Raw genomic sequence first — 21,979 nt, 5'->3', positions numbered from 1 at the left:
TGATCTATTGTCCAGCGAGATGATAAAACAAAAACGACTTTTATGTTGTTTTTGTTTTTTTGTACCCAAATTTTGTCTTTTTGCAATTTGTAACACAAATGTAATAATTTAGATTCTTGTATAAGAAAGGATGTTTTCTTTGTTAGGACACGCTGTGAACTACGGTAGTCACCGGACAAGACGTAGCTTCTCTCGAATTAAAGAAGTATTGAAGTTGCCTAACTTGACTGATGTACAAACGCAATCTTACAAGTGGTTTCTTAATGAAGGTATTCGTGAAATGTTTGATGACATTATGCCGATTTCAGACTTTTCAGGAAAACTTTCTTTAGAGTTTGTTGACTACAAACTTTTGAAACCAAAATACACTCTTGAAGAAGCACGTGATCATGATGCTAATTATTCTGCTCCACTTCATGTAACTTTGAAGTTAACTAACCATGAAACTGGAGAAATTAAGACTCAAGATGTCTTCTTTGGAGAATTTCCATTAATGACAGATTCAGGTACTTTCGTTATTAATGGTGCTGAGAGAGTTATTGTTTCTCAGTTGGTTAGATCTCCTGGTGTTTACTATCATTCAGATTTTGATAAAAATGGCCGTCAAATTTTTGGTGCTACAGTTATTCCTAACCGTGGTGCATGGCTTGAATATGAAACTGATGCTAAAGATTTAGCTTATGTTCGTATCGATCGTACTCGTAAACTTCCTTTAACTGTTTTAATCCGTGCTTTAGGATTTGGATCTGACAGTGAAGTTGCTGATATGTTTGGCGAAAGTGATTCTCTTCGTTTCACTTTAGAAAAAGATATCCACAAGAACCCTGCTGATTCTCGTGTTGCAGAAGCATTAAAAGATATTTACGAAAGATTACGTCCAGGTGAACCTAAGACAACTGATTCATCTCGTTCACTTTTATATGCTAGATTCTTCGATCCAAAAAGATATGATTTAGCTCCAGTTGGTCGTTATAAGATCAATAAGAAGCTTTCTTTAAAGAATCGTTTATTAAGACAAACTTTGGCTGAAACTTTAGCTGATCCTGATACTGGTGAAATCATTGCTAAGAAGGGCGATGTAGTAACTCATGAAGTACTTGATAAGTTATCTCCTTACTTAGATCGTGATGACTTTAAGATGGTAACTTATGAACCTTCAAAAGAAGGGGTATTGTCTGATCCAGTAACAGTTCAGGAAATTAAAGTATATTCTAAAGTGGATCCTGAACGTGTCGTTAAATTAATGTCTAATGGTCATATTGCTGATGATGTTAAGCACTTAACCCCAGCTGATGTATTGGCATCAATTAACTACTTCTTTGATCTTCAAGACAATATTGGAACTACTGATGATATCGATCACTTGGGTAACCGTCGTATTCGTCGTGTTGGTGAATTACTTCAAAATCAATTTAGAATAGGTTTAGCAAGAATGGAACGTGTTGTACGTGAAAGAATGTCTATTCAAGATATTTCTACTGTTACACCACAACAATTAATTAACATTCGTCCTGTTGTTGCTTCAGTTAAGGAATTCTTTGGTTCCTCACAGTTGTCACAGTTCATGGACCAAAACAACCCACTTGGTGAGTTAACTCACAAGCGTCGTATGTCTGCTTTAGGACCTGGTGGTTTGTCTCGTGACCGTGCTGGTTATGAAGTTCGTGATGTGCACTATACTCACTATGGTCGTTTATGTCCTATTGAAACACCCGAAGGACCTAACATTGGTTTGATTAACTCATTAGCAACTTATGCTATTGTTAATAAGTACGGTTTTATTGAAACTCCGTATCGTCGTGTTTCTTGGGATACTCATAAGGTTACTGACAAGATTGATTACTTAACTGCTGATGTTGAAGATAATTACATCATTGCTGGTGCCAACGCTCCATTAAACGAAGACGGCTCATTCAAAGATAAAATTGTTTTAGCCCGTCACAAGGAAGATAACCTTGAAGTTACACCCGATAAGATTGACTACATGGACGTTATTCCTAAACAGGTAGTTTCAGTTACTTCTGCATGTATTCCTTTCCTTGAAAACGATGACTCTAACCGTGCTTTGATGGGTGCTAACCACCAACGTCAAGCTGTTCCATTGATTAATCCACATGCACCAATCGTTGGTACTGGTATGGAATATCGTGCTGCTCACGACTCTGGAGATGCATTAGTAGCTAAGGCTCCTGGTGTAGTTGAATATGTTGATGCAAACGAAATTAGAATTAGAAGAGACGACGATACTTTAGATAAGTATGTTCTTGAAAAATTCCGTCGGTCAAATGCAACTAAGAACTACAACCAAACTCCAGCTGTTAAGCAAGGCGAGCGAGTAGTAGCTGATGAAGTTATTGCTGACGGTCCAGCAATGGAAAATGGTGAACTGGCTTTAGGTCAGAACCCAATTATTGCCTTTTTAACCTGGAACATGTATAACTATGAAGATGCCGTAATGATTTCTGAACGTATGGTTAAAGATGATGTCTACACTTCTATCCATATTGAAGATTATGAATCAGAAGCTCGTGATACTAAACTTGGACCTGAAGAAATCACACGTGAAATTCCAAACGTTGGTGAAGATGCACTTAAAGATCTTGACGAAGAAGGTATCGTACGTATTGGTGCCGAAGTTCAAGATGGTGATATCTTAGTTGGTAAAGTAACTCCTAAGGGTGTTACTGAATTATCTGCTGAAGAACGTTTGCTTCACGCAATCTTTGGTGAAAAGGCTCGTGAAGTTCGTGATACTTCCTTGCGTGTACCACATGGTGGTGGCGGTATTGTTCAAAACGTACAAGTCTTCACTCGTGAAGCAGGAGATGAATTACCACCTGGTGTAAATAAGATGGTTCGTGTCTACATTGTTCAAAAGCGTAAAATTCAGGTTGGTGACAAGATGTCTGGTCGCCACGGAAACAAAGGTACTATTGCCTTAGTTTGTCCTGAAGAAGATATGCCATACTTACCAGATGGTCGTCCAGTAGACATTTGTTTGAACCCAATGGGTGTGCCTTCACGTATGAACATTGGACAGGTTCTTGAATTACACTTAGGTATTGCTGCTAAGCAATTAGGTATTCATGTTGCTACTCCAGTATTTGATGGTGCTTCTGAAGATGATATGTGGGAGATGGTTCGTGAAGCTGGTATTGGTAAAGACGGAAAGACTGTTCTTTACGATGGACGTACTGGTGAACCATTCCACAACCGTGTTTCAGTAGGTATCATGTACTACTTGAAGTTGACTCACATGGTTGACGATAAGATCCACGCACGTTCAATCGGGCCTTACTCACTTGTTACTCAACAACCACTTGGTGGTAAAGCACAATTTGGTGGACAGCGTTTCGGTGAAATGGAAGTTTGGGCTCTTGAAGCTTATGGTGCTGCATACACATTGCAAGAAATCTTGACTTACAAGTCAGATGACGTTGTTGGTCGTGTTAAGGCATATGAAGCTATTGTCAAGGGCGAAAGAATTCCAAAACCAGGTGTTCCAGAATCATTTAGAGTTCTTGTTAAGGAACTTCAATCCTTAGGTTTGGATATCAAAGTCTTAGATATGGATCATAAGGAAATTGAATTACGTGACATGGATGATGATTCTAATGATCACTTCAACATTGATACTTTATCTAAGCTTGCTGAACAACAAGAAAAGAAGAAGTTGGCCGAAGAAGCTGCAAAGAAAGATGATAAATCAGCTGAACCTGTAGATCAGAGTGATTCTTCAACTTCATCTGATGATAAGGTTTCTAAGTAATCTAGGAGGTTAAACTTTTGATCGACGTAAATAAGTTTGAAAGTATGCAAATTGGTTTGGCTTCTCCAAACAAGATCAGAAGTTGGTCTTATGGCGAAGTTAAAAAGCCAGAAACTATCAACTATCGTACTTTGAAACCAGAAAAAGATGGTTTGTTCGATGAGAGAATTTTCGGACCAACTAAAGACTGGTCTTGTGCTTGTGGTAAGTACAAGGGTATTCGCTATCGCGGTATTGTTTGTGATCGATGTGGTGTAGAAGTAACTTCTGCTAAAGTTAGAAGAGAACGCATGGGCCACATTGAATTGGCTGCACCAGTTTCACATATCTGGTATTTCAAAGGTATTCCATCTCGTATGGGATTAGTTTTAGATATTTCACCTCGTGCTCTTGAAGAAGTAATTTATTTTGCTGCATATATTGTAATTGACGCAGGTGATACCGATCTTGAAGATAAGCAACTTCTTACAGAAGCTGAATATCGTGAAAAGAAAGCAAAATTTGGCAACCGTTTTGAAGCTAAAATGGGTGCCGAAGCTGTAAAAGAACTTCTTGAACAAGTAGATATTGATAAGGAAGTTCATGATTTAAAAGAAGAATTAAAGACTGCTACTGGTCAAAAGAGAACTCGTGCTATCAGAAGATTAGATATCTTAGATGCATTTAAGAACTCTGGTAATAAGCCATCATGGATGGTGATGGATTGTATTCCAGTTATTCCGCCAGACTTAAGACCAATGGTTCAACTTGACGGTGGACGTTTTGCTACTTCTGATTTGAACGATTTATATAGACGTGTAATTAACCGTAACAACCGTTTGAAGAGATTGTTAGATTTAAATGCACCAAGAATTATTGTTCAAAATGAAAAGCGTATGCTTCAAGAAGCTGTTGATGCATTAATCGATAACGGTAGACGTGGCCGTCCAGTGGTCGGACCAGGTAACCGTCCACTTAAGTCTCTTTCTCACATGTTGAAAGGTAAGCAGGGACGTTTCCGCCAAAACTTACTTGGTAAACGTGTTGACTACTCAGGTCGTTCAGTTATTGATGTTTCACCTAAATTGAAATTTTATCAATGTGGTGTACCACGTCCAATGGCTCTGGAATTATTTAAGCCATTTGTAATGCATGAATTAGTAAAACGCGGTTTAGCATCTAATATTAAGAATGCTAAGCGTAAGATTGATCGCGAAGATGATGATATCTGGGACATCTTAGAAGATGTTATTAAGGAAAGACCAGTTCTTTTGAATCGTGCCCCTACTCTTCACCGTCTAGGTATTCAAGCATTTGAACCAGTTTTGGTAAATGGTAAGTCAATTCGTCTTCACCCACTTGCTTGTGAAGCTTACAATGCCGACTTTGATGGGGACCAGATGGCTATTCACGTTCCATTGTCTGATGAAGCTGTAGCAGAATCTCGCTTACTTATGTTAGCTGCTCACCATATCCTTGCTCCTAAAGATGGTAAACCAATCGTTACTCCTTCACAGGATATCGTTTTAGGTAACTATTGGTTAACTCAAGCTGAACGTGGTCGTGAAGGTGAAGGGATGATTTTTGATTCACCAGCAGAAGCAGCTATTGCTTATGCAAATGGTGATATTCACTACCATACTCGTATCGGTTTGGCAGCTGATTCAATGCCTGAAAAGCCATGGCCAAAAGGTTATGAACATGGAATTTTTGTGACTACTTATGGTAAGTTAGTCTTCAATCAAATTTTTCCTAAGGACTTTTTCTACATTAACGATCCTACTCAAGAAAATCTTACTCATCCGCTTGATGAGAGATACTTCTTGCAACCAGGTGAAGATATTCATGAGAAGCTTGATAATATGAAACTTGGACAAGCCTTTAAGAAGGGCTTCTTGTCAGATTCTATTGCACAGATCTATAAGGATTACAAGGTTCAAAGAACTTCAGACTTCTTGGATGATTTAAAGGAATTAGGTTACACCGTATGTACAACTTCTGGTTTAACTATTGGTGTTGAAGATATTCCGACAATCACTGATAAGGATGACATCGTTGCTGAAGCTCGTAAGAAAGTTGATGTTGTGTCTAAACAATATCGTCGTGGTTTAATCACTGATGAAGAAAGACATGATCGAGTAATTAGTATTTGGAATAATTGTAAAGACATTGTTCAAAATGAAATTGCTCAAATTCATGCACCAAGAAACCCAATTACAATTATGGCCGATTCTGGTGCTCGTGGTAACATTTCTAACTTTACCCAGCTTGCTGGTATGCGTGGTTTGATGGCCGCTCCTAACGGAGGAATGATGGAAATTCCTGTTACTTCGAACTTCCGTGAAGGTTTGTCTGTTTTGGAAATGTTCATGTCCACTCACGGTGCTCGTAAGGGTATGACGGATACCGCCTTGAAGACTGCCAACTCTGGTTACTTAACTCGTCGTTTGGTAGACGTAGCTCAGGATGTCATTATTCGTGAAGAAGATTGTGGCACTGATCGTGGTTTAACTGTTCACGCAATTACTGAAGGCGATGAAATGATTGAACCATTATTTGACCGTTTGGTTGGTCGCTACACTTCTAAGAGTGTTTACGATCCAGAAACTCATGAAGTAATTTGTCCAGCTGATGTCTTAATGGACGAAGATATGGCTCACAAGATCGTAGATGCTGGTGTTACTGAGGTAACAATTCGTTCCGTATTTACTTGCAACACTCAACATGGTGTATGTAAGAAGTGCTATGGTATGAACCTTGCTACTGGTGACGACGTTGAAGTTGGTGAAGCTGTTGGTACTGTTGCCGCACAATCTATCGGTGAACCTGGTACTCAGTTAACTATGCGTAACTTCCACAACGGTGGTGTTGCTGGTGCTGCAGATATCACTCAAGGTCTTCCACGTGTTCAAGAATTGTTCGAAGCACGTAATCCTAAGGGACGTGCTACAATTTCTGAAGTAACTGGTGAAATAACTTCAATTGAAGAAGATCCAGCCGAACACACTCGTCAAATTACCGTTAAGGGACAAACTGATACTCGTACTTATGACGTACCATATACTGCTTCAGTAGCAGTTGCTGAAGGAGATCATGTTGTACGTGGAGATAAGTTAACCCTTGGTTCTATCGATCCTAAGGAATTGATTCGTGTACGTGATGCATTGACTACCGAAAAATACATTCTAAGTGAAATTCAAAAGGCTTATAGAATGCAGGGTGTAGAAATTGCCGACAAACACGTTGAAGTTATGGCACGTCAAATGCTTCAAAAGGTTCGTATTCTTGACCCAGGTGAAACTGATATCTTACCAGGTGAATTAATGGATATTGGTGAATTTAAGGCAAGAAACCGTGAAGTAATTATTTCTGGTGGTATTCCTGCAACTGCACAAAGTGTAATTCTTGGTATTACCAAGGCTGCCCTTGAAACTAACAGTTTCTTATCTGCAGCTTCATTCCAGGAAACTACTCGTGTTCTTACTGATGCTTCTATTCGCGGCAAGAACGATCCATTACTTGGTCTTAAGGAAAATGTTATTATTGGTAAGATTATTCCTGCAGGTACTGGTATGCCAGTTTACCGTGAAATGGAACCTAAAGTTGATGTTCCTGAAGATGAAAAGAAAAAATCAGTATATTCTATAGCTGATATTGAAAAGAAATTAGCAGCTGCTGATGCAGAAAAGGATAACGGTTCAGCTGATTAATACTCCTTTCATAACTTAAACATTTGTGTTAAAAAAGCCTATTCGCTCTTGTGAATAGGCTTTTTTTGTGTGTTTAAACAAAATTATAAAAAGTGATACTTAAAAATATAAAGGGAATAAAAGGCAGAGGCCGTTTTTCATGATTTATTACATAGAGAAGAAATAAGAAAATAGAAGCTATAAGGAAAATATATTGTGCAATATAAAAGTTGTAATAAAAAATAAGAATAATAAAAATAAGTGTATCTCCGAGTCCAAGCTTATTTTTTAAATTCATTAATAAAAAAACTGAAATTACTATTATAATTAACATCCATTCTATAAAATCATAGCTTAACTTTGGAGAAGAAAAAGTTATAATCCAAATTAATGGCAGAATTGTTGATAAGGGAAAAGATTGATCAAAATAATCAAAAATGCTGATTAAAAAAATGAAAGTAACTAATAAATAGGAGAATTGATCAGTATAGGGATTTAATGGTAAAAATGCGATTCCCCCTAGAAGTTCGCAATAAAACGTTTCGATAGGAATTGTAGTTTTACAGAAAAAACAGTGTCCCTTATACTTTATAAAAGAAAAGATAGGGATTTGATTAAGAAGGGTAAGTGGAATTTTGCAACTATCGCAGTGAGATGTTGAAGATATAAAGTTTTCTGTTTCAAAACGCTGTACCACTACTAATAGATGAGATCCGATAATACTGCCAATAATAAAATTAAACAAATAAATATAAAACTTTGACATGATTTAACCTCCAATATTTATATACGCAAAATCAAAAAAATTTTTTTAATTGTTTACGTAATCAAAAAATCGTGTTAAACTAGCCATTGTGCTATTAAAAACATGATGTCCGTGAGGCCAGAAAAGAAACTCCCGGATGTGTGAACAATTTTAGGAGGAAATTTTAATGCCAACAATTAACCAATTGGTTAGAAAGGGCCGTCACTCAAAGACGACTAAATCTGATTCACCAGCTTTAAACTATGCTTACAACAGCATGAAGAAAAAGATGAACTACAACCCAGCACCTCAAATGCGTGGAGTTGCAACACGTGTAGGTACTATGACACCTAAGAAGCCTAACTCAGCTTTACGTAAGTACGCTCGTGTTCGTCTTTCAAACTTAATTGAAGTTACTGCTTACATCCCCGGTATTGGTCACAACTTACAAGAACACTCCGTTGTTTTAATTCGTGGTGGTCGTGTAAAGGACCTTCCTGGTGTTCGTTACCACATCATCCGTGGTGCTTTGGATACTGCAGGTGTTGATGGTAGAAAACAAGGCCGTTCTAAGTACGGTGCTAAGAAGGGTTAAACAGTTAATAGGAGGGACTACTAATGCCTAGAAAAGGTAATATTGCTAAGAGAGATGTTTTAGCAGATCCAGTTTACAACTCTAAATTGGTTACTAAGTTAATTAACCACTTAATGATTGATGGTAAGAAAGCAAAGGCATCTTCAATTCTTTACGATGCTTTTGGTATTATTCAAGATAAGACTGGTAAGGAACCAGTTGAAGTTTTTGAAGAAGCAATGAACAATGTTATGCCAGTTTTGGAAGTTAAAGCTCGCCGTATCGGTGGTTCTAACTACCAAATCCCAGTTGAAGTTCGTCCAGAAAGAAGAACTACTCTTGGCTTAAGATGGCTTGTTTCATACGCACGTTTACGTAATGAACATACTATGGATGAACGTCTTGCAAACGAAATTATGGATGCTGCTAACAACACTGGTTCAGCAGTTAAGAAACGTGAAGACGTCCACAGAATGGCAGAAGCAAACCGTGCATTTGCTCACTACCGCTTCTAATCGTTAGTTTGTAAAAGGAGATTAATCTTATGGCTAACAAACGTGAATTCCCTTTGGATAAGACACGTAACATTGGTATCATGGCCCACATCGATGCCGGTAAAACTACTACTACTGAACGTATTTTGTACTATACTGGTAAGATCCACAAAATTGGTGAAACTCACGAAGGTGACTCACAAATGGACTGGATGGACGAAGAAAAAGAACGTGGTATCACTATTACTTCCGCAGCTACTACTGCTCAATGGAAGGATTACAGAATTAACATTATTGATACCCCAGGACACGTTGACTTCACTATCGAAGTAGAACGTTCACTCCGTGTTCTTGATGGTGCCGTAACTGTTCTTGATGCTCAAGCTGGTGTTGAGCCACAAACTGAAAATGTTTGGCGTCAAGCTGAAACTTACGGTGTTCCTCGTATTGTTTTCGTTAACAAGATGGACAAGATCGGTGCCGACTTTGATAAGTCAGTTAAGTCATTACATGAACGCTTGAACGCAAATGCACAAGCTGTTCAAATGCCTATTGGTTCAGCAGATACTTTTGAAGGTGTTATTGACTTAATTAACATGGTAGCTGATGTTTACGATGAAGATAAGCTTGGTTCAAAATGGGATACTATTCCTGTTCCTGATGAATACAAGGAAGAAGCTTTAAAGCGTCGTAACGAATTAATTGAAGCTGTTGCTGATGTTGATGACGGTATTATGGATAAGTACCTTGGTGGAGAAGAAATCTCTAATGATGAATTAAAAGCAGCTATCCGTAAGGCTACTTTAAACTTAGAATTCTTCCCAGTTTATGCTGGTTCAGCATTTAAGAACAAGGGTGTTCAAATGATGCTTGATGGTGTTATTGATTACTTACCATCTCCACTTGACGTAAAACCTTATGTTGCTCATGATCCTAAGACTGGTGATGAGGTTGAACTTATGGCTGACGATAAGAAGCCATTTGCAGCTTTAGCATTTAAGATTGCGACTGATCCATTCGTTGGACGTTTAACTTTCATCCGTGTTTACACTGGTTCACTTCAATCTGGTTCTTACGTATTAAACGCATCAAAGAATGCTCGTGAACGTGTTGGTCGTTTACTTCAAATGCACGCTAACTCAAGAACTGAAATTCCAGAAGTATTCTCAGGTGATATTGCTGGTGCCATTGGTTTGAAGAACACTACTACTGGTGATTCTTTAACTGATCCAGATCACCCACTTATTTTGGAAAGCTTACAAGTTCCAGATCCAGTTATTCAAGTATCTGTTGAACCTAAGTCAAAAGCTGACCGTGATAAGATGGATGTTGCTTTACAAAAACTTACTGAAGAAGATCCAACTTTCCGTGCAGAAACTAACCCAGAAACTGGTCAAACTTTGATTTCTGGTATGGGTGAATTACACTTGGATATCATGGTTGAACGTATGAAACGTGAATTTAACGTTGAAGCAACTATTGGTGAACCTCAAGTTGCTTACCGTGAAACCTTCACTAAAGAAGCTAAAGCACAAGGTAAATTCGTTCGTCAATCTGGTGGTAAAGGTCAATATGGTGACGTTTGGATTGAATTTACTCCAAACGAAGAAGGTAAAGGTTACGAATTCGAAGACGCTATCGTTGGTGGTGTCGTTCCTCGTGAATTTATCCCTTCAGTTGACCAAGGTTTACAAGAAGCTATGAAGAATGGTGTTCTTGCAGGTTACCCATTAATTGATGTCAAGGCTAAGTTATACGATGGTAGCTACCACGAAGTTGACTCATCAGAAGCTGCCTTCAAGGTTGCAGCTTCTCTTGCTTTGAGAAACGCTGCTTCTAAGGCTGGTGCCGTTATTCTTGAACCTATTATGAAAGTTCAAGTAACTACTCCAGAAGAATACTTAGGTGATGTAATGGGATCAATTACAGCACGTCGTGGTTCTATGGAAGGTATGGAAGACAGAGCTGGTGCTAAGGTAATCAATTCATTTGTTCCACTTTCAGAAATGTTTGGTTATGCAACTACTTTACGTTCATCAACTCAAGGCCGTGGTACATTTACAATGGTATTTGATCACTACTCACCAACCCCTAAATCTATTCAAGCAGAAATCATCAAAAAACGTGGTGGAGAAGACGCTGAATAATATTTAAATAGATAGTAATAAAAAGAGATATCAAAAGATATCTCTTTTTTTGCAAAAAAATAAAATAAAATGTCGAGAAAGCTTGATATTTAAGGAAAGACACAGTACAATAGTAAACGTGCGAAAATATTGGAGGGGTATACTCCATGCACAGAAGCAATGCTTTGACGCAAAAGGTTGCGGCACACCAGGCTGCATTGCCACAGAGGTGAGTCGGTAATTTTTGCCGAGCTAGTCATCTTTTAAAGAAGACGAAGGAGGTTATTAGATGGCAAGTCAACAAATTCGTATTAGATTAAAGTCATACGAACATGGTATTCTCGATGAATCAGCTGCTAAGATCGTAGCTACTGCTGAAAGAACAGGAGCACAAATTTCTGGTCCTGTTCCACTACCTACGGAAAGAACTTTATTCACTGTTTTACGTTCACCACACAAGAACAAAGATTCACGTGAACAATTTGAAATCCGTACACACAAGCGTTTAATTGATATTTTGAATCCAACACCTAAGACTGTTGATTCATTAATGAAGCTTGATTTACCAAGCGGCGTTGATATCGAGATTAAATTATAATTTAAAACATATATGGAGGTGTAATCATGACCAAAGGAATCTTAGGAAGAAAGGTCGGTATGACTCAAATCTTCACTAAAAACGGTATCTTGGTTCCTGTAACTGTTATTGAAGCAACCCCTAACGTTGTTTTACAAGTTAAAACTAACGAATCAGACGGTTACGAAGCAGTTCAAGTAGGTTACCAAGATATGCGTGAAGTATTGAGCAACAAACCTGCCAAAGGTCATGCTGCAAAAGCAAAGACTTCACCTAAGCGCTTCATTCGGGAAATCCGCGATGTCGAGCTTAAGGATTACGAAGTCGGCTCAGAAATCACGGTGGACTCATTTAGTGAAGGTGACGTAGTGAACGTTACTGGAACTACAAGAGGTCATGGTACTCAAGGTAACATCAAGCGTTGGGGCCAATCAAGAGGTCCAGAAACCCACGGTTCTAGATACCACAGAATCCCAGGTTCAATGGGTTCAATCATTAATCGTGTACCTAAGGGTAAGAAGTTACCTGGTCACATGGGTGGCAAGAAAGTTACCGTACAAAACTTAGTAATTGAAAAAGTTGTACCTGAAAAGAACGTACTTTTAATTAAGGGTAATGTTCCAGGTGCAAAGAACTCATTAATTTTTGTAAAATCTGCTGCTAAAGCTGCTAAATAGGAAGGAGGACTATAATGGCTAATTTAGAAATTATCGATCAAAAAGGTAAGTCTGCAGGTAATGTAGATTTAAATGAAGAAATCTTCGGTATTGAACCTAATGAAAGTGTTGTTTTTGATGCTATCATTAGACAAAGAGCTGGTAAGCGTCAAGGTACTTCTGCTGTAAAGAATAGATCAGCTGTTCGTGGCGGTGGTAAGAAGCCTTGGAGACAAAAAGGTACTGGTCGTGCTCGTCAAGGTTCTATTAGAGCTCCACAATGGCGTGGTGGTGGTACTGTATTTGGCCCAACTCCTCGTTCATACAAGATGGATATGCCTCGTAAAGCACGTCGTTTAGCTATGAAGTCAGTTCTTTCCCAAAAAGTTGCTGACAAAGATTTAATCATTCTTGATCAATTAACTTTAGAAGCACCTAAGACTAAAGAATTAAAGGCTATCTTAAATAATGCTAATGTTTCTGGCAAGGTTTTAGTTGTGTCTGATGATAAGAATGTTCAATTATCAGGTAAGAATCTTCCAAAAGTGAAAGTTGTACCTGTTAATGGCTTAAATGTTGTTGATGCGGTTGACTACCAAAAACTTGTATTAACTCAAGACGCTATTAAGAGAATTGAGGAGGTTTTGGCATAATGGATGCACGTGATATCATCTTACGGCCTGTAGTTACCGAAAAATCCATGAATTTAATGGATGATAAGAAGTATACTTTTGATGTGCTTGTATCAGCTACCAAGACTCAAGTTCGTAATGCTATTGAAGAAATTTTTGATGTAAAAGTTAAAAATGTCAACATTATGAATGTTCGCGGTAAAGAAAAGAGAGTTGGTCGTTACACTGGTAAGACTGCTCGCCGTAGAAAAGCAATCGTTACTTTAACTGAAGATTCTAATGATATTAAGATCTTCAATGATAATAAAGAAAATTAGTAAATAGGAGGTCAGTCAATTGGCAATTATCAAATATAAGCCAACTACAAACGGCAGACGTAATATGACTTCTTCCGACTTTGCTGAAATTACCAAGAAAAAGCCTGAAAAGACTTTACTTGAATCTCAAAGTCATACTGCTGGTCGTAATTCATACGGTCATATTACTGTTAGACACCGTGGTGGTGGTCACAAACAAAAATACCGTATCATTGACTTCAAGCGTAACAAGGACGATGTAAAAGCAGTTGTTAAAGCTATCGAATACGATCCAAACAGAACTGCTAACATTGCTCTTCTTCATTACACTGATGGTGTTAAGGCTTACATTTTAGCACCTAAAGGTTTAGAAGTTGGTACTGTTGTTGAATCTGGTCCAAATGCTGATATTAAACCAGGTAATGCATTACCATTATCTGCTATTCCAGCTGGTACTGAAATTCACAATATTGAATTAAAACCTGGTAAAGGTGGTCAATTAGTAAGAAGTGCAGGTACTGTTGCCCAAGTTCTTGGTAATGATGGTAAATACACTTTAGTTAGACTTCAAAGTGGTGAAGTTCGTAAAATTTTATCAACTTGCCGTGCTACTATTGGTTCTGTTGGTAATGAACAACACTCATTAATTCAATTAGGTAAAGCTGGTCGTAAGCGTTGGTTGGGTAAGCGTCCACAATCTCGTGGTTCCGTAATGAACCCTAACGATCACCCACATGGTGGTGGTGAAGGTAAGGCTCCAGTTGGTCGTCCACAACCTATGACTCCATGGGGTAAGAAGTCTCGTGGTATTAAGACTAGAAACTCTAAGGCTAGAAGTGAAAAACTTATTATTCGTCACCGTAAAGGTAACAAGTAATTAAACGAAGGAGGTTAATTAATGAGCCGTAGTATTAAAAAAGGTCCTTTTGCTGATGCAAGCCTTTTAAAGAAGATCGAAGCCCAAGAAGGTTCCGAAAAGAAGCAAGTAATTAAAACATGGTCTCGTCGTTCAACTATTTTCCCTTCCTTTGTTGGTTTCACAATAGCTGTTTACGATGGAAGAAAACATGTGCCAGTATACATTACTGAAGATATGGTTGGTCATAAGTTAGGTGAATTTGTACCTACTAGAACTTTCCGCGGTCACAAGGTCGCTGATAAGGCCACTACTACAGTAGGTAAATAATAGGAAGGAGAGACATCTAAATGGCAGAACAAATTAGTTCAGCTAAAGCTGAAGCAAGAACAGTTCGCATCGCTCCTAGAAAAGCCCGTTTGGTAGTAGACCTTATTCGTGGAAAGAGTGTTGCAGAAGCTCTCGCAATTTTACAATTTACGCCAAGAGCTGCTTCCCCAATCGTTGAAAAAGTTTTGAAGTCAGCTATTGCAAATGCTGAACACAACTACGATCTTGAAAGTGCAAATCTTTACGTATCTGAAGCATACGTTAACGAAGGTGCAACTTTAAAGAGATTCCGTCCACGTGCTAAAGGTATGGCTTCTCCAATTAACAAGAGAACTAGCCACGTAGTAGTTGTAGTATCTGAGAAGAACGATTAAGGGAGGTAAATTTAATGGGTCAAAAGATTAACCCAAATGGTTTCCGTCTCGGTGTTAACCGTGATTGGGAAGCAAAGTGGTATGCAGACAAAAACTACGCTGACACTTTAAATGAAGATTTACGTATTAGAAAGTTCATCTCTGAAAAGTTAGCTGATGCATCTGTTTCCACTGTGGAAATTGAACGTGCTGCAAACAGAATTAACATTTCTATCCACACTGCTAAGCCAGGTATGGTTATTGGTAAAGGTGGTAAAGAAGTTGAAGCATTGAGAAAACAACTTAGCGCTTTAACTAAGAAAAACGTTCACATTAATATTGTTGAAATTAAGAAGCCTGATTTAGATGCTAAATTAGTTGGTGAAGGTATTGCTCGTCAACTTGAAGCAAGAATTGCATTTAGACGTGCAACTCGTCAAGCAACTCAAAGATCTATGCGTTCTGGTGCTAAAGGTATCAAAGTTCAAACCGCTGGTCGTTTGAATGGTGCTGATATGGCAAGAAGAGAATGGCATACTGAAGGTAGTGTCCCACTTCATACTTTAAGAGCAGATATTGATTATGCTTGGGTAGAAGCTGCAACTACTTATGGTCAAATTGGTGTTAAGGTTTGGATTAACCGTGGTGAAATTTTGCCACAACGTAAAAACAAACCTTCTAAGAAAGCGAAGGGAGGAAACTAATAGTGTTAGTACCTAAGCGTGTAAAGCACCGTCGTGAATTTCGCGGTAAAATGCGTGGTGAAGCCAAAGGTGGAAAGACCATTGCATTTGGTGAATATGGTTTAGAAGCTGTTGAATCTCACTGGATTACTAATAGACAAATCGAAGCCGCTCGTGTTGCTATGACTCGTTTCATGAAGCGTGGTGGCCGTGTTTGGATTAGAATCTTCCCACAAAAGTCCTACACTGCAAAAGGTGTTGGTGTTCGTATGGGTTCCGGTAAAGGTGCACCAGCTGGTTGGGTAGCTGTTGTCAAAAGAGGCAAGATTATGTTTGAAATCGGGGGCGTTTCAGAAGACGTTGCTCGTGAAGCTTTAAGACTTGCTTCAAACAAGCTTCCAATTAAGACTAAGTTTGTTAAGAAGAGTTCGGAAGTAGGTGGCGAATCTAATGAAGGCTAAAGATATCAGAGCATTAACCACTGATCAAATGTTAGAAAAGGAAAAGCAATATAAAGAAGAACTTTTTAATTTGCGTTTCCAACAAGCAACGGGTCAATTAGAGAACACCGCTCGCTTGAGACAAGTCCGCAAGAATATTGCTAGAATTAAGACAATTCTTAGCGAAAAAGAATTGAGCAAGAATTAGTTAACGGAAGGGAGTTATTAACTTGAGCGAAACTAACGAAAGAAATAATCGTCACGTATACCAAGGTCGAGTTGTTTCTGACAAGATGGATAAGACTATTACAGTTGTTGTAGATACTTACAAGAACCACCCTGTTTATAAGAAGCGTATTAAGTACTCAAAGAAGTATTACGCTCATGATGAAAACAACGAAGCTAAGATTGGCGATACTGTTCGTATCATGGAAACCCGTCCATTATCACATGCGAAGCGTTACCGTCTAACTAAGATTGTTAAGAAGTCAATTTAATTACGCGGATTTTATTGAGGGGAGGATAAACTAGTGATCCAACACGAAAGCCGTTTAAAGGTTGCTGACAACTCCGGTGCAAGAGAACTCCTAGTTATCAAGATTTTAGGTGGTTCTAAGCGTAAGACCGGTAATATTGGTGATATCGTAGTTGCTGCTGTTAAACAAGCAACACCAGGTGGCGTTGTCAAAAAAGGTGATGTTGTAAAAGCAGTTATTGTTAGAACAAAATCAGGTGCACGCCGTGAAGATGGTTCATACATCAAGTTCGACGAAAATGCAGCAGTTGTAATTAATGCTGATAAGAGTCCTCGTGGAACTCGTATTTTTGGGCCAGTTGCCCGTGAACTGCGTGAGCACGATTTCATGAAGATCGTATCTCTTGCTCCTGAAGTCTTATAATTTTTTAGGGAGGTGCACTGATGTTTGTTAAAACAGGTGACAAAGTAAAAGTTATTGCCGGTAAAGATAAAGGCAAAGAAGGCACTGTACTTTCAGTCAACGCCAAGACTAACCGTATCGTTGTCAAAGGTGTTAATAAGATCAAAAAGCATGAGAAACCTTCACAAGCCAACGCTAATGGTGGTGTGGTAGAAAAAGAAGGTTCTATCCATGCATCTAATGTAAAAGTTATTGCTAAAAAAGAAAATAACGATAAATAGGAGGGAGGACGAATATGGCAAACAGTTTAGTAGAAAAATATTCAAATGAAATCGCACCAGCTATGAACAAAAAGTTTAACTACAATTCAGTTATGGAAATTCCTAAAATTGAAAAAATTGTGTTAAACATGGGTGTCGGTGATGCAGTTTCTAATGCGAAAAATCTTGATGAAGCTGTAGAAGAATTAACTTTAATCTCAGGCCAAAAGCCTTTGATTACTAAAGCTAAGAAATCAATCGCAAACTTCCGTTTACGTGAAGGTATGTCTATTGGTGCTAAGGTTACTCTTAGAGGAGATAGAATGTACGATTTCTTGTACAAGTTGATCAACGTTTCTCTTCCTCGAGTTCGTGATTTCCGTGGAATTAGTTCAAGATCATTCGATGGTCGTGGTAACTACACTTTAGGTATCAGAGAACAATTAATTTTCCCAGAAATTGACTACGACAAGGTAAACCGTGTTAGAGGTTTGGACGTTGTTATTGTAACTACTGCCAACACAGATGAAGAAGCTCGTGAACTTCTTACTGAGTTTGGTATGCCTTTTGCTAAATAATTTGGAGGACATTAATGGCTAAAACATCACAAATCGTCAGAAATCATCGTCCTGCTAAGTTTTCATCTCGTGAATACACTCGTTGCGAGAGATGTGGCCGTCCACACTCTGTTTACCGCAAGTTCAAATTATGCCGTATTTGCTTAAAAGACTTAGCACACAAGGGTCAAATTCCTGGTGTTAAAAAGGCAAGTTGGTAATTAACGGTAAAGGAGGCAAATTAAATGGTCATGACAGATCCTATTGCAGATTACTTGACTAGAATTAGAAATGCTAATATGGCAAAACACAGTTCTGTTGAGATTCCTGCATCATCAATGAAGAAATCACTTAGTGAAATCTTAAAGAACGAAGGCTTTATTCGCGATTACCAAGTTGAAGATGACAACAAACAAGGTATGATCAAGATTTTCTTGAAATATGGTCCTAATAATGAACGTGTTATTTCAGGTTTAAAGCGTATTTCTAAGCCTGGTTTAAGAAACTATGTAAGTGCAGAAAACTTACCAAAAGTTCTTAATGGTCTTGGTATTGCTATCATTTCTACTTCTGCAGGTGTGATTACTGATAAAGAAGCTAGAGAAAAGAACGTCGGCGGCGAAGTTATTGCTTACGTTTGGTAATTTTGACAGAAAGGAGAACTATTAATGAGCCGAATTGGTTTAAAGGTCATCGAGGTTCCTGAAAAGGTCACAGTTACCAAGAATGGTGACGATATCACTGTTAAGGGACCAAAAGGTGAACTTACTAGATACTTTGATCCACGCATTACCTTTGAACAAAAAGATGGAGAAATTCATTTTAGCCGTTCAAGTGAAGCTGACAAAGCTCTTCATGGTACTGAAAGAGCAAATCTTGCTTCCATGATTGAAGGGGTAACTGATGGATATGTTAAGAAGTTAACTTTGGTTGGTGTTGGATACCGTGCAGTTGCACAAGGTAAGAAATTAACATTAAATGTTGGTTACTCTCACCCAGTTGTATTTGAAGCACCAGAAGGTATTACTGTTAAGACTCCATCAGCAACTTCAATTGAAGTTGAAGGTATTTCAAAACAAGTTGTTGGTCAATTTGCGGCAGAAATTCGTGATGTTCGTCCACCAGAACCTTATAAGGGTAAAGGTATTCGTTACGAAGATGAATATGTACGTCGCAAGGAAGGTAAGACTGGTAAATAATAAATAGAAAATTTTTGAGGTGAAATTGTGATTTCTAAACCAGATAAAAACAAATTACGCTTAAAGCGTCATAAACGTATTCGTGGAAAGATTTCTGGTACTGCTGAGCGCCCACGCTTAAGTGTTTTCCGTTCAAACAAAAACATCTACGCTCAATTAATTGATGATGTAGAGGGTGTAACGCTTGCAAGTGCCTCAACAAATGATAAAAATATTTCAGCTGAAGGTTCTAAGATGGAACAAGCTGCTGAAGTAGGTAAAGCTTTGGCTGAAACTGCTGCTAAGAAAAATATCAAGAGTGTTGTATTTGATAGAAGTGGTTACTTATACCACGGTCGTATACAAGCTCTTGCTGATGCAGCACGTGAAAACGGATTAGAATTCTAGGAAAGGAGAATTAACTAATGGCAAACCGCAACGATTCTCGTAGAGATTCTCGTAAAGATCGTAAAAAAGACGATATTGAAGATCAATTAGTAGCAATTAACCGGATCACCAAGGTTGTTAAGGGTGGTCGTCGCATGAGATTTGCTGCTGTTGTAATCGTCGGCGATAGAAAAGGTCATGTAGGTTTTGGTACTGGTAAGGCTCAAGAAGTCCCAGAAGCTATCCGCAAGGCTGTTGAAGCTGGTAAGAAGAGAATGATTAAGGTACCTACTGTTGGTACTACTATTCCACATGAAGTTATGGGCCATTACGGTTCTGGTAACATTATGTTGAAGCCTGCTGAAGCTGGTTCTGGTGTTGCTGCTGGTGGTGCTGTTCGTATTATCATGGATTTAGCTGGTATTTCAGACGTTACTTCTAAATCACTTGGTTCAAATACACCAATCAACGTTATCCGTGCTACTATGGACGGTTTGAGTAAATTAAAGACTCGTGAAGATGTTTTGAAGCTTCGTGAGTCAGCAAAAAGCTTAGAAGATTAAGGAGATTAAATAATGGATTTAAAAGTTACCTTAATTAAAAGCGTCGCACACCGTCTTCCAAAACAAAGAAAAATTGTTAAAGCTCTTGGTCTTGGTAAGGTAAATAGCACTGTTGTTCTTCCAGACAACGCTGCAACTCGTGGCGCTTTATTGAAGATTGCTCACCTGATCTCAGTTGAAGAGGTTAATAAGTAATTAGAATCCAAGGAGGTGCCAATTAATGAAGCTTAATGAATTAAAACCAAATGAAGGTTCACGTCGCAACAGAAAGCGTGTTGGTCGTGGTACTTCTAGTGGTTACGGAAAAACTGCTGGTCGCGGACAAAAAGGTCAATTAGCTCGTACTGGTGGTAAGACTCGTTTAGGTTTCGAAGGTGGTCAAATGCCATTATTCAGAAGAATGCCTAAGCGTGGTTTTAAGAATGTTAACCGCAAAGAATACGCTATTATTAATTTAAATGATTTAAATAGATTTGATGATGGTAGTGAAGTAACTATCGATACATTAAAATCATCAGGTTTAGTTAAAAAAGAACTTGCAGGAGTTAAGTTGTTAGCTAACGGTGAATTAAAGGTTAAGTTAACTGTAAAAGTTAATAAAGCCTCAGAAGCTGCTAAAAAAGCTGTTGAAGCCGCTGGCGGAACTGTTGAGGTGATCTAATGTTCTCGACCTTGAAGAACGCCTTTAAGGATAAAGATATTAGATCAAAAATCTTTTTCACTCTCTTTATCCTATTGCTTTATCGTATCGGGGCTAATATTACAGTTCCGGGTGTTAATGCAAAAGCTATTACACAGGTTGCACAAACTGGTTTGGTCCCAATGTTGGATACAGTAAGTGGTGGTGGACTAGATACATATTCTATTTTTTCACTTGGTGTTTCACCTTACATTACTGCTCAGATTGTTATCCAATTACTCCAAATGGATATTGTTCCTAAATTAGTTGAATGGGGAAAGCAAGGAGAAGTCGGAAGACGAAAAACAAATCAGGTAACACGCTATCTTACTTTAGTAGTTGCCTTCGTTCAAAGTCTTGGTATTACTCTTGGTTTTAATGTTTTAACTGAAATGGGTTTGGTTAAAACACAAACTCCTCAAACTTATATTGAGATTGCCATTATTATGACGGCTGGGACAATGCTTTTGACCTGGCTAGGTGATGAAATCACTGATAAGGGATTGGGAAATGGAGTATCTGTAATTATTTTTGCAGGAATCATTTCTCGCCTTCCGAATGGAATTTATCAATTGTTTAAAGATTTCATTATAAATAATAGTGCTAGCGATCGTTGGCAAGGGATATTGTTCTTCATCGCGATCATTATTGCCATTTTACTAGTAACTCAATTTGTTACATGGTTTCAACAGGCTGATTTACGAGTACCTATACAATATACTCGTAGAGCAGCAACAAGTGGCTCCGAAAGTTTCCTACCATTAAAGGTTAACGTTTCTGGAGTTATTCCAGTTATTTTTGCCAGTTCCTTTATTATTACACCAGCTACAATTTTGATGGCTTTCCAAAGATCTCATGGAAATGAACAATGGTTTAAGATTTGTAATCAAATTTTTAGTTTACAAACCACACCAGGTGCATTAATTTATACACTATTAATTATTTTGTTCACTTTCTTCTATGCCTTTGTTCAAGTAAATCCAGAAAAGTTGGCTGAGAACTTGCAAAAGCAAGGAGCCTATATTCCTAGCGTTTGGCCAGGAAAAGATACACAGAAATATGTATCTAAAATTTTGATTAGATTATCTACAGTAGGTGCGGTATTTTTAGGACTTGTAGCCCTATTGCCACAACTTGCTACGAATATTTTTGGTCTTCCAAGTTCAATTGGACTAGGTGGAACAAGTCTTTTAATCGTCATTGGTGTGGTTTTAGAATTAGCTCGTCAGGTTGATGGGTTACTAATGAAGCGCGAATACGTTGGATTTATTAGATAAG

At 38.2% G+C, this 21,979-nt stretch carries 28 protein-coding genes; 27 read left to right on the top strand and 1 reads right to left on the bottom strand.

What is annotated here, in order from left to right; translation table 11 throughout:
* Window positions 1-130: 130 nt before the first annotated feature.
* Both rpoB and rpoC read left to right on the top strand, forming a co-directional pair.
* Window positions 131-3,769, top strand: coding sequence for a DNA-directed RNA polymerase subunit beta (gene rpoB / locus FD18_RS00270; protein WP_057717993.1), 3,639 nt, complete (start codon window positions 131-133; stop codon window positions 3,767-3,769).
* A 17-nt stretch (window positions 3,770-3,786) separates the two neighbouring features.
* A complete protein-coding gene (rpoC, locus tag FD18_RS00265) occupies window positions 3,787-7,458 on the top strand; it encodes a DNA-directed RNA polymerase subunit beta' (RefSeq protein ID WP_057717992.1) in 3,672 nt (1,223 codons plus the stop codon).
* 73 nt (window positions 7,459-7,531) lie between these two features.
* Here the strand turns inward: rpoC and FD18_RS00260 are convergent, their stop codons facing one another.
* On the bottom strand, window positions 7,532-8,203 hold the full coding sequence (locus tag FD18_RS00260) for a prepilin peptidase (RefSeq protein WP_057717991.1): 672 nt from the start codon (window positions 8,201-8,203) through the stop codon (window positions 7,532-7,534).
* Between the two features lie 166 nt (window positions 8,204-8,369).
* On the opposite strand from FD18_RS00260, the gene rpsL reads away from it, so the two are divergent.
* The 25 genes from rpsL to secY all read left to right on the top strand — a co-directional run bounded on the left by rpsL (window position 8,370) and on the right by secY (window position 21,978).
* Window positions 8,370-8,777 (top strand): 30S ribosomal protein S12, encoded by a 408-nt coding sequence (gene rpsL, locus FD18_RS00255; RefSeq protein WP_003647838.1) that lies wholly within the window; start codon window positions 8,370-8,372, stop codon window positions 8,775-8,777.
* Window positions 8,778-8,800: 23 nt separating this feature from the next.
* Window positions 8,801-9,271 carry a 30S ribosomal protein S7 gene (rpsG, locus tag FD18_RS00250; RefSeq protein ID WP_004895884.1) on the top strand — a complete coding sequence of 157 codons (471 nt, stop codon included), beginning with the start codon at window positions 8,801-8,803 and terminating at the stop codon, window positions 9,269-9,271.
* A 29-nt stretch (window positions 9,272-9,300) separates the two neighbouring features.
* Window positions 9,301-11,397, top strand: a complete 2,097-nt coding sequence (gene fusA / locus FD18_RS00245) for an elongation factor G (protein WP_057717990.1) — start codon at window positions 9,301-9,303, stop codon at window positions 11,395-11,397.
* Between the two features lie 268 nt (window positions 11,398-11,665).
* Entirely contained in the window at window positions 11,666-11,974 is a 309-nt protein-coding gene (gene rpsJ, locus FD18_RS00240; RefSeq protein ID WP_003647835.1) for a 30S ribosomal protein S10, read from the top strand.
* Window positions 11,975-12,000: 26 nt separating this feature from the next.
* The gene (rplC, locus tag FD18_RS00235; protein WP_057717989.1) at window positions 12,001-12,630 is read left to right on the top strand and encodes a 50S ribosomal protein L3; all 630 of its coding nucleotides are present in this window, start codon (window positions 12,001-12,003) and stop codon (window positions 12,628-12,630) included.
* Window positions 12,631-12,644: 14 nt separating this feature from the next.
* The gene (gene rplD / locus FD18_RS00230; protein WP_057717988.1) at window positions 12,645-13,262 is read left to right on the top strand and encodes a 50S ribosomal protein L4; all 618 of its coding nucleotides are present in this window, start codon (window positions 12,645-12,647) and stop codon (window positions 13,260-13,262) included.
* Window positions 13,262-13,558 (top strand): 50S ribosomal protein L23, encoded by a 297-nt coding sequence (gene rplW, locus FD18_RS00225; protein ID WP_004895873.1) that lies wholly within the window; start codon window positions 13,262-13,264, stop codon window positions 13,556-13,558. Before rplD ends, rplW begins: the two co-directional genes overlap by 1 nt.
* A 19-nt stretch (window positions 13,559-13,577) precedes the next feature.
* Window positions 13,578-14,414, top strand: a complete 837-nt coding sequence (gene rplB / locus FD18_RS00220) for a 50S ribosomal protein L2 (protein ID WP_057717987.1) — start codon at window positions 13,578-13,580, stop codon at window positions 14,412-14,414.
* A gap of 21 nt (window positions 14,415-14,435) precedes the next feature.
* Window positions 14,436-14,723 carry a 30S ribosomal protein S19 gene (rpsS, locus tag FD18_RS00215; protein WP_003647831.1) on the top strand — a complete coding sequence of 96 codons (288 nt, stop codon included), beginning with the start codon at window positions 14,436-14,438 and terminating at the stop codon, window positions 14,721-14,723.
* 20 nt (window positions 14,724-14,743) lie between these two features.
* A complete protein-coding gene (rplV, locus tag FD18_RS00210; protein WP_003649465.1) occupies window positions 14,744-15,097 on the top strand; it encodes a 50S ribosomal protein L22 in 354 nt (117 codons plus the stop codon).
* 14 nt (window positions 15,098-15,111) lie between these two features.
* Window positions 15,112-15,780 carry a 30S ribosomal protein S3 gene (gene rpsC / locus FD18_RS00205; RefSeq protein WP_003649464.1) on the top strand — a complete coding sequence of 223 codons (669 nt, stop codon included), beginning with the start codon at window positions 15,112-15,114 and terminating at the stop codon, window positions 15,778-15,780.
* A 2-nt stretch (window positions 15,781-15,782) separates the two neighbouring features.
* On the top strand, window positions 15,783-16,220 hold the full coding sequence (gene rplP, locus FD18_RS00200; protein ID WP_057717986.1) for a 50S ribosomal protein L16: 438 nt from the start codon (window positions 15,783-15,785) through the stop codon (window positions 16,218-16,220).
* A complete protein-coding gene (gene rpmC / locus FD18_RS00195; protein ID WP_003647828.1) occupies window positions 16,210-16,407 on the top strand; it encodes a 50S ribosomal protein L29 in 198 nt (65 codons plus the stop codon). Before rplP ends, rpmC begins: the two co-directional genes overlap by 11 nt.
* Before the next feature lie 22 nt (window positions 16,408-16,429).
* Complete coding sequence (gene rpsQ, locus FD18_RS00190) at window positions 16,430-16,696, top strand: 30S ribosomal protein S17 (RefSeq protein WP_003647827.1); 267 nt, start codon at window positions 16,430-16,432, stop codon at window positions 16,694-16,696.
* 33 nt (window positions 16,697-16,729) lie between these two features.
* A complete protein-coding gene (gene rplN, locus FD18_RS00185) occupies window positions 16,730-17,098 on the top strand; it encodes a 50S ribosomal protein L14 (protein ID WP_003647826.1) in 369 nt (122 codons plus the stop codon).
* A gap of 20 nt (window positions 17,099-17,118) precedes the next feature.
* The gene (gene rplX, locus FD18_RS00180) at window positions 17,119-17,358 is read left to right on the top strand and encodes a 50S ribosomal protein L24 (RefSeq protein ID WP_057717985.1); all 240 of its coding nucleotides are present in this window, start codon (window positions 17,119-17,121) and stop codon (window positions 17,356-17,358) included.
* Between the two features lie 14 nt (window positions 17,359-17,372).
* Window positions 17,373-17,915: a 50S ribosomal protein L5 gene (rplE, locus tag FD18_RS00175; protein WP_057717984.1), complete on the top strand. Its 543-nt coding sequence runs from the start codon at window positions 17,373-17,375 to the stop codon at window positions 17,913-17,915.
* A 14-nt stretch (window positions 17,916-17,929) separates the two neighbouring features.
* Window positions 17,930-18,115: a type Z 30S ribosomal protein S14 gene (locus FD18_RS00170; protein ID WP_003647824.1), complete on the top strand. Its 186-nt coding sequence runs from the start codon at window positions 17,930-17,932 to the stop codon at window positions 18,113-18,115.
* Window positions 18,116-18,139: 24 nt separating this feature from the next.
* Window positions 18,140-18,538, top strand: coding sequence for a 30S ribosomal protein S8 (rpsH, locus tag FD18_RS00165; RefSeq protein ID WP_003647823.1), 399 nt, complete (start codon window positions 18,140-18,142; stop codon window positions 18,536-18,538).
* A gap of 24 nt (window positions 18,539-18,562) precedes the next feature.
* On the top strand, window positions 18,563-19,093 hold the full coding sequence (rplF, locus tag FD18_RS00160; protein ID WP_057717983.1) for a 50S ribosomal protein L6: 531 nt from the start codon (window positions 18,563-18,565) through the stop codon (window positions 19,091-19,093).
* A 27-nt stretch (window positions 19,094-19,120) separates the two neighbouring features.
* Window positions 19,121-19,480 carry a 50S ribosomal protein L18 gene (gene rplR / locus FD18_RS00155; RefSeq protein ID WP_004895852.1) on the top strand — a complete coding sequence of 120 codons (360 nt, stop codon included), beginning with the start codon at window positions 19,121-19,123 and terminating at the stop codon, window positions 19,478-19,480.
* Between the two features lie 17 nt (window positions 19,481-19,497).
* Window positions 19,498-20,022, top strand: a complete 525-nt coding sequence (gene rpsE / locus FD18_RS00150; RefSeq protein WP_003647820.1) for a 30S ribosomal protein S5 — start codon at window positions 19,498-19,500, stop codon at window positions 20,020-20,022.
* Between the two features lie 9 nt (window positions 20,023-20,031).
* Window positions 20,032-20,217 (top strand): 50S ribosomal protein L30, encoded by a 186-nt coding sequence (gene rpmD / locus FD18_RS00145; RefSeq protein WP_024273012.1) that lies wholly within the window; start codon window positions 20,032-20,034, stop codon window positions 20,215-20,217.
* A 25-nt stretch (window positions 20,218-20,242) separates the two neighbouring features.
* On the top strand, window positions 20,243-20,683 hold the full coding sequence (gene rplO / locus FD18_RS00140; RefSeq protein WP_003649460.1) for a 50S ribosomal protein L15: 441 nt from the start codon (window positions 20,243-20,245) through the stop codon (window positions 20,681-20,683).
* Complete coding sequence (gene secY / locus FD18_RS00135; protein ID WP_057717982.1) at window positions 20,683-21,978, top strand: preprotein translocase subunit SecY; 1,296 nt, start codon at window positions 20,683-20,685, stop codon at window positions 21,976-21,978. Before rplO ends, secY begins: the two co-directional genes overlap by 1 nt.
* Window position 21,979 lies beyond the last annotated feature (1 nt).

It is taken from the genome of Lactobacillus taiwanensis DSM 21401 (assembly GCF_001436695.1).
Taxonomy (GTDB): domain Bacteria; phylum Bacillota; class Bacilli; order Lactobacillales; family Lactobacillaceae; genus Lactobacillus; species Lactobacillus taiwanensis.
Note: the sequence above shows the minus strand (reverse complement) of the source record. Positions and strands in the feature narration are given on the sequence as shown.